The organism is Pallidibacillus thermolactis, from assembly GCF_025660415.1.
Taxonomy (GTDB): domain Bacteria; phylum Bacillota; class Bacilli; order Bacillales; family Caldibacillaceae; genus Pallidibacillus; species Pallidibacillus thermolactis.
Genome location: NZ_JAOUSE010000002.1, coordinates 107,213 through 120,944, shown reverse-complemented (window position 1 = coordinate 120,944; position 13,732 = coordinate 107,213). Strand labels below are relative to the sequence as shown.

The window sequence follows — 13,732 nt, the reverse complement described above, 5'->3', positions numbered from 1 at the left end:
TTTTAGGCGAAGGGAGGAACGTTATGCTACTCAAACGTTTAGAAATGGTAGGTTTTAAATCTTTCGCAGAGCGAACAACAGTTGACTTCGTTCCAGGTGTCACTGCTGTTGTAGGTCCGAACGGAAGCGGAAAAAGTAATGTTACTGATGCCGTTCGGTGGGTACTTGGCGAACAGTCTGCTAAGTCTTTACGTGGGGGCAAAATGGAAGACATTATATTTGCCGGAAGCGATTCTCGCAAACCATTGAATTTTGCAGAAGTTTCAATTACGTTAGATAATGAGGACCATTTTTTGCCTATTGACTATAATGAAGTATGTATTATGCGCCGAGTATACCGTTCTGGAGAAAGTGAATACTTTATCAATAAACAACAATGTCGTTTGAAGGATATTGTTGATTTACTTATGGATTCAGGATTGGGTCGGGACTCATTTTCCATTATTAGTCAAGGACGTGTTGACCAAATATTAAATAGTAAACCAGAAGAACGTCGGGCGATTTTTGAAGAAGCAGCTGGTGTTTTAAAATATAAGACGCGTAAAAAGAAAGCAGAAGTTAAATTAGAAGAGACAGAAGAGAATTTATATCGAGTTCGTGATATCATTCATGAATTAGAAAGCCAAATCGAACCGTTACGAATTCAATCATCAATTGCCCAAGATTATTTAGATAAAAAAGAAGAACTTGAAAAATATGAAGTAAGTTTATTAATTTATGAAATTGAACAACTTCATACCCAATGGGAAACATTAAAAAAGCAGTTAGAAGAAAATCGTGATAAAGAAATCGAACTATCTACACTGATTCAGAACAGTGAAGCAGAAATACAAGAATTACGTGATAAACAAGCGGCTTTGGATGAATCCATTGAACAATTACAACATATTTTACTTGTAACAAGTGAAGAGTTGGAGAAAATAGAAGGTCGTAAAGAAGTCCTTAAGGAACGGAAAAAAAATTACGAAAAACATCGAACACAACTTGAACAAGATATAGCGCAAGGAAAAGAAAAACTTGCAAACCTTCAAATGGAACTAGAAGAATTAAGCACGCAGCAAAAGGAAATCGTTAAGGTTCTTAATGAAGATAAAACACGATTAAAAGAAAAACAAAAATTGCTTGAGGCGTATTCTGAGGATATTGAAGAAAAAATTGAATCATTAAAAAGTGATTATATTGAACTTTTAAATAAACAAGCAACGATTAACAATGATGTTCAACATTTGGAGCAAAGATCAAGGCAAATCCAAGCCAAGCGTGATGCTTTAGCGGATGATAATAAACGTTATATAAAAGATCGCAATGAGATCCTTTCTGAAAAGAAAACTTTAGAACAGGATTTATCTGTTATTCAAGAAAAAATCAATCAAATGATTCACGATTTTCGAGAAGAACAAAAAAAGTATGAACAATTACTCCGGACCTATGAAAGTGAAGAAAAGACATATTACAAAGCTTTACAATATGTTCAGCAGGCAAAACAACGGATCGAGCTCCTTGAAGAAATGGAAGATGATTACGCCGGGTTTTATCAGGGAGTAAAAGAAGTTTTAAAATCAAGAGAAAACTTGACCGGTATTGAAGGAGCCGTTGCTGAACTCATTCAAGTTGATAATACATATGCTGTTGCGATTGATATTGCGTTAGGAACGAGTCTTCAACATATTGTCGTACAAACAGAAGAAGATGCAAGAAAAGCGATCCACTTTTTGAAAAAAAATCGTTATGGTCGGGCTACCTTTTTACCGATGACCGTAATTAAACCAAAGGAAATACCAAAAGGTTATATCAAGCAAATTCAGAACCATCCATCATTTGTTGGTGTTGCGGCTGAATTACTGAATTTTAATCAAAAATATGCCAATATTGTCCGTCACTTATTAGGTAACGTCATTGTTGCAAAGGACTTACAAGGGGCCAATGAAATCGCTCATATCATTCAATATCGGAATCGGGTTGTCACTTTGGAAGGGGATGTCGTAAATCCTGGCGGTTCAATGACGGGTGGTACTGTAAAACAAAAGACAAGTTCCCTGTTAAGTCGAAAACAAGAATTGGATACTTTACGATCCAAACTTGTTGAAATGGAGAAAAAATGTGCAATTTTAGAGAAAGAGTTAAAGGATAAGAAGCAAGCATTAAGTAGTCAGGAAGAAAAAATAGAACAGTTAAAAATCGCAGGTGAACAATTCCGTAAGCAAGAGTTAGAATTAAACGACACCTTGAAGGAAATTACGTGGAAAGAAAGTAGTATTAATGAGAAACTTTCCCTATATGATAATGAAGATCAAACTTTGCGAGAAGAACTAGAAAACTTGCAACGTAAAAAGGAAGAAAATTTACAGCGTGTTCATGAAATTACGGTAAAAATTAAAGAAATCGATACAGAGATTCAAGAGTTATCAACTAAAAGAAATCTTGATCAATCAAAAAAATCGGAACTAATTGAACAGATTAATGAGTTGAAAATCCAAATTGCGAAAAAGGAAGAACAGGCAACTCATATAAAAAATCAACGTTCAGATGCAGAAAAACATTTTGAAGAAGCAAAATGGCAATTACAACAAAATGAACAAGATTTACAATTATTAATGGATGAAATGAATTCACAAGATTCTGGGGAAAGCCAATTACAACAAGTAGCGGAACAGAAATTAGCTGACAAAAATCAAACGATTGATTTAATCGCTCATCGGCGTCAGCAACGTTTAGAAATCCAACAAAAATACGAAGACTTAGAACGAGAAACAAAGGAATTGAAACGTCAACATAAAGGTCTTTCTCAAATGGTGACGGACGAAGAAATTAAACTGAATCGGTTAGATGTTGAATTAGAAAACCGTTTAAATATTCTGAGAGAAGAATATCTGATCACATATGAAGGTGCAAAAGAAAAATATCCATTATCAATAAGTTATGAGGAAGCGAAGCGTAAAGTAAAGTTAATTAAACTTTCTATCGAAGAGTTAGGAACGGTCAATTTAGGTGCCATTGATGAATACAAACGAGTATCTGAAAGATATGAGTTTTTAATGGAGCAAAAACAAGATTTGGAAACGGCAAAACAAACATTATTCCAAGTCATCGATGAAATGGATGAGGAAATGATCAAACGTTTTAGTGAATCTTTCACTCGAATAAAAACTGAATTCGATACCGTATTTAAATCCCTCTTCGGTGGTGGACAAGCCGAATTACGCTTAACAAATCCTGATGATTTATTAAACACTGGTGTTGAGATTATTGCTCAACCTCCTGGGAAAAAACTACAAAATCTTCACTTGCTTTCCGGCGGTGAACGTGCGTTAACAGCAATCGCATTATTATTTGCAATATTAAAAGTACGACCTGTACCATTTTGTATATTAGATGAAGTCGAAGCTGCTCTTGATGAAGCCAATGTGTATAGATTTAGCCAATATTTGAAACATTTCAGTAAGGAAACGCAATTCATCGTCATTACCCATCGAAAAGGAACAATGGAAGAAGCAGATGTGTTGTATGGTGTAACGATGCAAGAATCCGGGGTTTCCAAATTAGTTTCTGTCCGTTTAGAAGATAAGGAAACCGTGGTAGTATAGTAGCATGGAGATATCTATTCATCGATTTTCTTTTTCTATGAAACGGTGTTCCTCTTAAAAAGTTATAAAGGAAGTGAAACAATTGGGATTTTTTAATAAGTTAAAAGAAAAATTGACAAAACAAACCAATACAATCACAGAAAAGTTTAAGGATGGATTAACGAAAACACGTGAGAATATTTCTAGCAAAGTGAATGATCTAGTTGCACGCTATCGCAAAGTTGATGAAGATTTCTTTGAAGAATTAGAAGAAATTTTAATCCAAGCCGATGTAGGTTTTGATACTGTACTAGAACTTGTTGATGAGTTAAAAATGGAAGTGAAAAGGAGAAATATTCAAGATCCACTTGCGGTTAGAGATATAATTGTTGAAAAATTAGTAGAGATTTATAGAGGCGATGAAGAAGAAATTAATACGTTAAATATCCAACAGGACGGTTTAACAGTTATATTATTTGTAGGTGTTAACGGAGTTGGAAAAACGACAACCATTGGTAAATTAGCATATAAATTTAAACAAGAAGGAAAAAAGGTGATTCTTGCTGCTGGAGATACGTTCCGGGCCGGAGCTATCGAACAATTGGAAGTTTGGGGTGAACGAGTCGGCGTAGATGTCATTAAACAGTCAGAAGGATCGGATCCTGCTGCAGTCATGTATGATGCCATCCAAGCAGCCCGGGCACGACATGCCGATATTCTCCTTTGTGACACCGCTGGAAGGCTACAAAATAAAGTAAACTTAATGAGAGAACTAGAGAAAGTGAAACGGGTCATTGAAAGAGAAATTCCTGGTGCGCCTCATGAAGTCTTATTAGTTTTAGATGCGACAACAGGACAAAATGCGATGGTGCAAGCGAAACAATTTAAAGAAGTTACGGACGTATCAGGTATTGTATTGACAAAGCTTGATGGAACAGCAAAAGGCGGTATTGTAATTGCTATACGCAAAGAATTACATATCCCAGTTAAATTTGTTGGTTTAGGAGAAAAAATGGACGACCTTCAAGAATTTAATCCTGAACAATATGTTTATGGATTATTCGCTGGGCTTGTGGAAGAGGAAAATGCACGAACCGATGATGGAGGCGACCTCTAAATTTTATATTCATGAAATGGTGAGTGATGAACTTTATCTAAAATGTAAGTGATATGGCAAGTGGAATTTAATTTTCATTCATAAAATTCCTACTTGCCTCTTTTTGAATCTAAAATAAAAGTTTGTATGTGAATCGATTTGACAATAGGTGAACTACTGTGTAACATAAATTTGTAAAGGTTTTTCACTTAACACTGGAGGAGAACATATGTTAGAGAAGACGACAAGAATGAATTTTTTATTCGACTTCTATCAAGTTTTACTCACTCCTAAACAAAAAAGCTATATGGCCCTTTATTATTTAGATGATTTTTCCCTAGGAGAAATTGCAGAAGAATACAATGTTTCTCGGCAAGCCGTTTATGATAATATAAAAAGAACGGAAGCAATGCTGGAAGAATATGAAGCAAAGCTCCATCTTTTTGAAAAATTTCAAAAACGAAACGCTCTGCTTGATGACTTAACAACATTAGTTGAGACAAGTTTAAATCCAAAAGAGCGTGCTCAAGTTCTATCGATTATAGATGAAATTAAAGAATTAGATTAGGAGGCCGTCCGATGGCATTTGAAGGTTTATCTGAACGTTTGCAACAAACGATGCAAAAAATTCGGGGAAAAGGAAAAGTATCTGAATCTGACGTTAAAGAAATGATGCGTGAAGTTCGACTTGCACTACTATATGCTGACGTCAATTTAAAAGTGGTTAAAAGCTTTATTAAAAAGGTAAGTGAACGGGCTGTTGGTCAAGAAGTCATGAAAAGTCTTACCCCTGGTCAACAAGTGATAAAGGTCGTAAAAGATGAATTGACAGAATTAATGGGTGGAGAACAAAGTAAAATTGCTACAGCTTCAAAACCACCGACAGTTGTCATGATGGTCGGACTACAAGGGGCAGGTAAAACAACGACAACAGGTAAGTTGGCAAACTTATTAAGAAAAAAATATAATCGTAAACCTCTACTTGTAGCAGCAGATATTTATCGTCCAGCAGCGATCAATCAATTACAAACATTAGGGAAACAATTATCTTTACCAGTGTTTTCTCTCGGTGATCAAGTTAGTCCTGTTGAAATTGCAACAAAAGCAATTGAACATGCTAAAGAACAGCATCATGACTATGTTTTAATTGATACTGCGGGTCGATTACATATTGATGAAAATTTAATGGACGAATTAAAACAAATTAAGGAAAAAGTAAAACCAGATGAGATATTACTTGTAGTGGATGCGATGACGGGACAAGATGCCGTCAATGTTGCAACAAGTTTTAATGATCAATTGGGAATTACAGGTGTTGTCTTAACAAAATTGGATGGTGATACAAGAGGGGGAGCAGCTCTATCGATTCGTGCAGTAACGGAAAAGCCGATTAAATTTGTCGGTTTAGGTGAAAAAATGGACGCATTAGAACCTTTCCACCCTGAACGAATGGCATCACGAATTCTTGGCATGGGGGATGTATTGTCCTTAATTGAAAAGGCTCAAGCTGCTGTTGATGAAGAAAAAGCGAAAGAATTAGAGCAAAAAATGCGTTCAGCATCGATTACGTTGGATGATTTTCTTGATCAATTGGACCAAGTGCGTAACATGGGACCGCTTGATGAACTATTAAAAATGCTTCCTGGTGCTAATAAAATGAAGGGTTTAAACAATTTAAAAATTGATGATAAACAAATTTCTCATGTAGAAGCAATTATTCGCTCAATGACCAAAGAAGAGAAAGAAAAACCTGAAATTATTAATGCATCAAGAAGAAGGCGGATTGCAAAAGGAAGCGGAAGACCTGTTCAAGAAGTAAACCGTTTATTAAAACAATTCGAAGAAATGAAAAAAATGATGAAGCAAATGAATAATATGACGAAAAAAGGGAAAAGAAAAGGTTTTAAATTACCGTTTATGTAATCTTTTTTACATTTTCATATAAAAAAGATGTTGATTTTTCATAGGGAAGTTGTTAAACTAAAATAGGTTTTTATCTGTTAAGAAAAATTACTTTACAAACATAAAAAAACTTGTTATCATACTATCTTGTGTGAAACTAATTCGGAGGTGCTTTTAATTATGGCAGTAAAAATCAGATTAAAACGTATGGGAGCTAAAAAGTCTCCATTTTATCGTATCGTAGTTGCAGATGCACGTTCTCCTCGTGATGGACGTCAAATTGAAACAATTGGTACTTACAATCCATTAACTCAACCAGCTACAATTAATATTGATGAAGACTTAGCATTAAAATGGTTGAAAAATGGTGCAAAACCTTCTGACACAGTTCGTAACCTGTTCTCAAAACAAGGTATTTTAGAAAAATTCCATAATGAAAAATTCGGTAAGTAAGAACAATGAAAAATTTAATTGAATCGATCGTCAAACCTCTGGTTGAAAATCCTGAGGAGGTCAAAATCGAAGCCGTTGAAGAGGACCACCAAATCACCTATAAATTAACAGTTCATAAAGATGATATTGGGAAGGTCATTGGAAAACGCGGTAGAGTGGCTAAGGCGATACGAACTGTTGTTTATGCACATGCAAATACAACAGAAAACAAGAAGGTTGTTCTTGAGATTACAGAATAAGAAGGGGGCTGGGTCCCCCTTTTTTTTATCTAATCAATCTTTTCTTTTTACAAAGATCTATTTGAAATTTCCTATTTTGTAAGCTAGCGCTATAATATGTAAATAATAAGTTTAACTAAAGGAAAGGGGGAAATTTATGCAAATCCTTACAACTGTTACGGTTAATCAAATTTTAACTGAAAAAAGCCGTGAAAAACTTTTCCATACCTTTCAAAATCGAAAACAAGCATTACAAAAAGAAATTGATCAGTTAAAATTTGAAAAGAAAAGACTTGAGAAAACAAAAAAGTATAATATTAAGATGTTACATAATTATTTTGAAAAAGAGATTGAAAATCGAAACGAAAAAATTAAGCTTCTTGAATTTCAAATCGAACAACTTGAAATCCTCCCCCTCGGTTCCCAATTAAAAGAACGGGAAGTTCAAGGCTTAGTTAATGTTGAAGTAGGTGACAAGTGGAATGACAACTTAAATAAAACAATAGTTGTCAAAGATGGAGTAATCACAGAGATTAGAGGTGAATAGATTGAAAACTTTTTATAACGTTGGGAAAATAGTAAATACACATGGGATAAATGGAGAAGTTAGAGTAATATCTGTTACCGATTTTCCCGAAGAACGCTATAAAAAAGGATCAGAGCTATTATTATTTAAAAAAGATAAACATGAACCTATTCCACTTACAGTAAAGTCTTGGCGCAAACATAAACATTTTGACTTATTAACATTTGAAGGATACCAATCCATTAATGATGTTGAACATTTTAAAGGTGGAATATTGAAAGTTTCTGAAGAACATTTAGAGCGTCTTGAAGAGAATGAATATTATTTTCATGAAATTATTGGTTGTTCAGTAAAAACGACCGACGAAAAAGAAATTGGAATGATTAAAGAGATACTAACACCTGGCGCTAACGATGTATGGGTCGTAAAAGGTAAAGGTAAAAAAGAATATTTAATACCGTATATTGAGGAAGTCGTAAAAAAAGTAGACGTGAAAGAAAAAGTTGTCATCATTGAACCAATGGAAGGATTGTTAGATGAATGAGAATTGATGTGTTATCCCTTTTTCCGAACATGTTTACAGGTGTTCTAAATGAATCGATTTTAAAAAGGGCAAAAGAAATCGGCAAGGTTGAATACAATGTCATAAATTTCCGTGAATATGCGAATAACAAACATAATACTGTCGATGATTATCCTTATGGTGGCGGTGCTGGCATGGTTTTGAAGCCAGAACCGATATTTAACGCAGTTGAATCGATAAAGGCAAAAACAAGTTCAAAGCCAAGGGTTATCTTACTTTGCCCACAAGGGGAACAATATACCCAAAAAAAGGCTGAAGAGTTAGCGAAAGAAGAGCATTTAGTATTTATTTGTGGTCATTATGAAGGTTATGATGAACGTATTCGCATGCATCTAGTCACCGATGAAATTTCCATTGGCGACTATGTATTAACCGGTGGAGAACTTGGGGCAATGGTTATTATTGATAGTGTTGTTCGGCTTTTACCAGGAGTTCTGGGCAATGAAGATTCACCGGTATTGGATTCCTTTTCAACCGGTTTACTTGAACATCCTCAATATACAAGACCGGCAGAATTCCGAGGCATGAAAGTACCGGATGTTTTACTTTCAGGAAATCATCAATTAATTGAAGAGTGGCGCAGAAAACAATCATTAAAACGTACCCTTGAACGTAGACCTGATCTATTACATCATTATCCGTTGTCAGACCAAGATAAAAAATGGCTCGAGGAAATAAAAGCGAAAAAACACGATTCAAACTTATAAATTGATTCCACAAAAATTGGAAAACACTATTGATTTTTCATTAAGGAATATGATAAACTATATTTCGTGGTTTTGGGTATGGATCCATGCCCGTTTAAAACGATGTTCCGCTGCAATAGAATTTATTGGTAAGAGCATCTGTTGGAAGGAGTTGAATCGAATGCAAAACATTATCGATGAAATTACAAAAGAACAACTTCGTACTGATTTACCTGCATTCCGCCCTGGTGATACAGTTCGTGTACATGTTAAAGTTATTGAAGGTTCTCGCGAACGTATCCAAGTTTTTGAAGGTGTAGTTATTAAACGCCGTGGCGGTGGCATTAGTGAAACTTTCACAGTACGTAAAATTTCTTACGGTGTTGGCGTTGAACGTACATTCCCTGTACATTCACCAAAAATCGCTAAACTTGAAGTTGTACGTCGTGGTAAAGTTCGTCGTGCTAAACTTTATTACTTACGTAATTTACGTGGTAAAGCTGCACGTATTAAAGAAATTAGATAATTATCGAAACAAGGGAGCTTGGTCGCCAGGCTCCTTTTTTATCTATAAAATTGTGTTAAAAACCAATAAATAAGTTGCTATAGAAAACATAGATTATGTAAAATAAATATAGGATTGATCGATACATACTATTCATTTATTACATTTAGGACTTTTGACTTGTTTATTAATGGAGGTTATATTATTGACGAAAAAAAGTGAGCTATGGGAGTGGATAAAAATATTAACGATTGCTGCCGCTTTGGCGGCTGTCATTCGCTTCTTTTTATTTACACCGATCATTGTCGATGGAGAATCCATGATGCCCACACTAGAAGATCGAGATCGGATGATCGTAAATAAACTTTCTTATAAACTTGGAGATATTGACCGGTTTGATATTGTTGTTTTTAAAGTATCGGATAAGAAAGATTATATTAAACGGGTAATTGGACTGCCAGGTGAATATATTGAATACAAAAATGATACGTTGTATGTCGACGGTGTCAAATATGATGAACCGTATTTAGATGAGTATAGGAAAGAATATCATCAAATCTATATGGGTGGACCATTAACACCAGATTTTTCATACGAAGTTCCAGAAGGTCACGTATTTGTTATGGGCGATAATCGTAGGTTTAGTCGAGATAGTCGTGACTATACGGTTGGACCAATTCCAATTGAGAACATATTAGGAAAAGCGAGTATTATCTACTGGCCATTAGAAGATATAAAAATTATAAATTAACAAGATTATTACAGCGCAGGAGGATTTCAATGCAACAGATACAATGGTTTCCTGGACATATGGCTAAAGCGAGACGGGAAGTGACGGAAAAGCTAAACTTGATTGATATAGTTTTTGAATTAACGGATGCAAGAATTCCTTACTCCTCTCGTAATCCGATGATTGATGAGATTATTAAGCAAAAGCCAAGAATCGTGTTACTAAATAAAGAGGATATGGCCGATCCCATCATGACGAATAAATGGGTTAAATATTATCAAGAACAAAATATTACAGCGATTCCCATTAATTCACAGACTGGTGATGGTCTCAAACAACTTATAGCTAAGACAAAGGAATTAACAAAGGAAAAGTTTGATAAAATGCGTGCGAAAGGGATTATTAAACCACGTGCGATTCGTGCGATGGTCGTTGGAATTCCAAATTCAGGAAAGTCAACTTTAATTAATAAACTTGCAAAAAAGAACATCGCTAAGACTGGTAATACACCAGGGGTAACACGACAACAGCAATGGATTAAAGTTGGTAAGGAAATTGAATTATTAGACACACCTGGAATTCTTTGGCCGAAATTTGAAGATGAACAAGTAGGCATGAACTTAGCGTTGACTGGTGCAATTAAAGATACAATATTAAACCTGCAAGACATCGCTGTTTATGCGTTACAATTTTTAGAAAAAAATTATCCAGAAAATTTAAAGGAACGTTATGGTTTTACAGAAATACCAACGGATATTATCGAGCAGTTTAATTGGATTGGAAAACGACGTGGTTGTTTAACTGCTGGCAGTGAAATTGACTATGATAAAACAGCAGAAGTGATTATACGAGATATTCGTACTTTGAAATTAGGTCAAATTACATTCGAAGCCCCTGAGCAACAAGAAAAGGAGTAGTACGGATGAACTATACGGTTAAACAAATCGAACAACGGTTACAAACGATTTCAGATGAAAATGATCCGTTTATTAAACAATGTGCACAAGATGAACGAAAAGGGGTACAAGCTTTATTAAAAAAATGGAATAAGAAAATTCAGCAGGAAAAGAAAGACCGTATTCGCTTCGAAAATATGTCGATCTATGAAAAAGAAGCGCGTAATCAAGGCTTTTCATTTGTAGCTGGAATTGATGAAGTTGGAAGAGGTCCTCTTGCAGGACCGATTGTTGCTAGTGCTGTTATGTTACCAGAGGATATATATCTACCAGGATTAGATGATTCGAAAAAGCTTACCATTAAAAAACGTGAAGCATTGTATGACCAAATTCAACAGTCCGCGATTTCTATTGGCATTGGCATAGTTAGTCCGGAAGAAATTGATCGTTATAATATTTATGAAGCGACTAAAAAGGCGATGTTAGATGCACTCCAACAACTCAAACCATTTCCGGATTATCTTTTAATTGATGCCATGGAATTAGTTACACCAATTCCGCAACGGTCATTAGTAAAAGGTGATGCAAAATCAATTTCCATTGCCAGTGCATCAGTCATAGCAAAAGTTTATCGAGATCGCATTATGTTAAATTATCATAAACAATACCCTCAATATCATTTTGATAAGAATTCGGGTTATGGAACAAAAGAACATTTAAAAGCCTTACATCAATTCGGACCAACTCCTATACATCGCAAAACTTTTTCTCCTATAAAGGAAATGGTTGAAGACAGTCTTTTTACATATCGAGAGGATGAATAATACAAAAAATAGGATGAGTTTGAATGCACAATTACCAATTAACTTCTTTATCTCATGTTACGAATATACAAAATTCAAAGCTTGACCAATTTCCTTTACAAAAGGGGCAAATTATTTCTGGTAAAGTCCTTTACATTGACCAGCAAAATATTGCCCTTTTACAAGTAAATAATCAAAAATTTTTAGCTAAATTGGAAGCTCCGATTGATGTTCTACAAAATTATTACTTTCAAGTACAAGAGACTGTAGGGAAAATCCAATTGAAGGTATTGGAAAATGTAACAAATAAAGAATCGTTATTAACATTTTTACAAATACCGAACAATAAAAAAATGAACCGTTTCATTCAAACTTGGTTAAACACAAATCTACCAATAAATCGTTCTATTGTACATAAGGCGCTTCAATGGCTGCAGGTTGCAAAAAATCCTGAAAGTGTCCTACAAATAATGAAATTCATGCATCAAGCCAATTTGCCTTTTACAAATGATATTTTTAAAAGTTTATATTCCTTTCATCATGGTCCATCTATCACGACGTTACTGCATCACCTCCACATACAATTAGAGCATCTAGATCAACATCAACTTTATCCATTAATTCAATCCTTATTAGGTAAATCAAATGGAGATTTACAAGGAGTAAATTGGGGGAGAGGAGATAATGTCCATCAAGCCCTTCTATTTATTTTGAACGTCATTGGCTATAATGCAGGTGTGCAAATCATGAATGGAAAGGATAAGGCAACAACATTAAAATGGCAAATCATGAACCTTTTACAAGGAGATAAGCAATTATCTTCTAACTTAAAAATTTTAGCAGAACAATTAATTTTTAAAATTTCCGGCGGTCAATTACAAACAATAAACAATGATTCCTTTTTACAATGTACTGTTGCCTTACCGATACCATTGCCGGAACAAGTCATTGATGCACAAATACAATTTCGAGGAAAAAAAGATAAAAATGGACAATTAAATAAAGATTACTGTCAAATCGTGTTTGATTTAATGCTACCGAATATTGGGAAGTTATATGCTTATATGAACGTTCAAAATCGCGTCATTACGATACAAATGAAAAGTGATCTTCCACATTTGGAAAAAGTTAGTAAGGGATTAATTGCACAACTGAAAAAGAACTTAGCGAAACATGGATATACATTAAGTACGATCAAATTTGAAAAATTCCAAAGTCAAGATAAGATAAATAATAAACATGAAAAATTACCTATTTACCATTCTTTTAGGAATGTGGATGTGAAAATATGAAAAGTAAAAAAAGAAAAAAAGCAGTAGCGGTATCCCATTCAGATGAACGGTCGGCTCCAATTATTAAAGCGAAGGGAAATGGTTTAATTGCCGATGAAATAATACAATTGGCTCAAGAAAATGATATACCAATTTATGAAGACAAAGCGCTAGTCGAATTATTAGGTAAATTTGATTTAAATGAAACAATTCCTGAAGAATTATATACTGCTGTAGCAGAAGTGTTTGCTTTTATATACCGTTTGGACAAGGAAGAACAAAAAAGGAACTACAAAATAAATAAGGATCGATAAGTTCCTTTTTTTTAAGGCTGTAATGTTTAGAATTTTATAAGAATAACAATTTTCTAATAGAATAGAATGAAATCAATTCAGCTTTATGCGCTTAGTCACGTTGGTTTAAAAAACATTTGGAATTATATAGAAAAATAATGACCTAGAATAGAAAATATTGCAAAAAACTAGACAAGATTTTAAGTA

The 13,732-nt window shown here is 34.3% G+C and carries 15 protein-coding genes; all 15 read left to right on the top strand.

What is annotated here, in order from left to right:
- Positions 1-23: 23 nt before the first annotated feature.
- The 15 genes from smc (at position 24) to OEV82_RS01395 (ending at position 13,546) form a co-directional block, all read left to right on the top strand.
- Entirely contained in the window at positions 24-3,584 is a 3,561-nt protein-coding gene (smc, locus tag OEV82_RS01465) for a chromosome segregation protein SMC (RefSeq protein WP_263060770.1), read from the top strand.
- A gap of 82 nt (positions 3,585-3,666) precedes the next feature.
- Positions 3,667-4,680: a signal recognition particle-docking protein FtsY gene (gene ftsY / locus OEV82_RS01460; RefSeq protein ID WP_173659074.1), complete on the top strand. Its 1,014-nt coding sequence runs from the start codon at positions 3,667-3,669 to the stop codon at positions 4,678-4,680.
- Positions 4,681-4,888: 208 nt separating this feature from the next.
- Positions 4,889-5,227 (top strand): putative DNA-binding protein, encoded by a 339-nt coding sequence (locus OEV82_RS01455; protein WP_173659072.1) that lies wholly within the window; start codon positions 4,889-4,891, stop codon positions 5,225-5,227.
- Positions 5,228-5,238: 11 nt separating this feature from the next.
- A complete protein-coding gene (ffh, locus tag OEV82_RS01450; RefSeq protein WP_173659069.1) occupies positions 5,239-6,582 on the top strand; it encodes a signal recognition particle protein in 1,344 nt (447 codons plus the stop codon).
- 159 nt (positions 6,583-6,741) lie between these two features.
- Positions 6,742-7,014, top strand: a complete 273-nt coding sequence (gene rpsP, locus OEV82_RS01445) for a 30S ribosomal protein S16 (protein WP_173659067.1) — start codon at positions 6,742-6,744, stop codon at positions 7,012-7,014.
- Between the two features lie 5 nt (positions 7,015-7,019).
- Positions 7,020-7,253: a KH domain-containing protein gene (locus OEV82_RS01440; RefSeq protein WP_173659065.1), complete on the top strand. Its 234-nt coding sequence runs from the start codon at positions 7,020-7,022 to the stop codon at positions 7,251-7,253.
- Positions 7,254-7,389: 136 nt separating this feature from the next.
- The gene (locus tag OEV82_RS01435) at positions 7,390-7,779 is read left to right on the top strand and encodes a YlqD family protein (RefSeq protein ID WP_173659063.1); all 390 of its coding nucleotides are present in this window, start codon (positions 7,390-7,392) and stop codon (positions 7,777-7,779) included.
- Between the two features lies 1 nt (position 7,780).
- Complete coding sequence (gene rimM, locus OEV82_RS01430; RefSeq protein WP_173659061.1) at positions 7,781-8,302, top strand: ribosome maturation factor RimM; 522 nt, start codon at positions 7,781-7,783, stop codon at positions 8,300-8,302.
- A complete protein-coding gene (gene trmD / locus OEV82_RS01425) occupies positions 8,299-9,048 on the top strand; it encodes a tRNA (guanosine(37)-N1)-methyltransferase TrmD (RefSeq protein ID WP_173659059.1) in 750 nt (249 codons plus the stop codon). The genes rimM and trmD overlap by 4 nt, the downstream gene beginning before the upstream one ends.
- Before the next feature lie 160 nt (positions 9,049-9,208).
- The gene (gene rplS, locus OEV82_RS01420) at positions 9,209-9,553 is read left to right on the top strand and encodes a 50S ribosomal protein L19 (protein WP_173659057.1); all 345 of its coding nucleotides are present in this window, start codon (positions 9,209-9,211) and stop codon (positions 9,551-9,553) included.
- Positions 9,554-9,722: 169 nt separating this feature from the next.
- Positions 9,723-10,283, top strand: coding sequence for a signal peptidase I (gene lepB / locus OEV82_RS01415; protein WP_263060769.1), 561 nt, complete (start codon positions 9,723-9,725; stop codon positions 10,281-10,283).
- Between the two features lie 29 nt (positions 10,284-10,312).
- Complete coding sequence (gene ylqF / locus OEV82_RS01410; protein WP_173659053.1) at positions 10,313-11,179, top strand: ribosome biogenesis GTPase YlqF; 867 nt, start codon at positions 10,313-10,315, stop codon at positions 11,177-11,179.
- Between the two features lie 5 nt (positions 11,180-11,184).
- Positions 11,185-11,982 (top strand): ribonuclease HII, encoded by a 798-nt coding sequence (locus OEV82_RS01405; RefSeq protein ID WP_263060768.1) that lies wholly within the window; start codon positions 11,185-11,187, stop codon positions 11,980-11,982.
- A 23-nt stretch (positions 11,983-12,005) separates the two neighbouring features.
- Positions 12,006-13,253, top strand: coding sequence for a hypothetical protein (locus OEV82_RS01400; RefSeq protein WP_263060767.1), 1,248 nt, complete (start codon positions 12,006-12,008; stop codon positions 13,251-13,253).
- On the top strand, positions 13,250-13,546 hold the full coding sequence (locus OEV82_RS01395; protein ID WP_263060766.1) for an EscU/YscU/HrcU family type III secretion system export apparatus switch protein: 297 nt from the start codon (positions 13,250-13,252) through the stop codon (positions 13,544-13,546). Before OEV82_RS01400 ends, OEV82_RS01395 begins: the two co-directional genes overlap by 4 nt.
- Positions 13,547-13,732 lie beyond the last annotated feature (186 nt).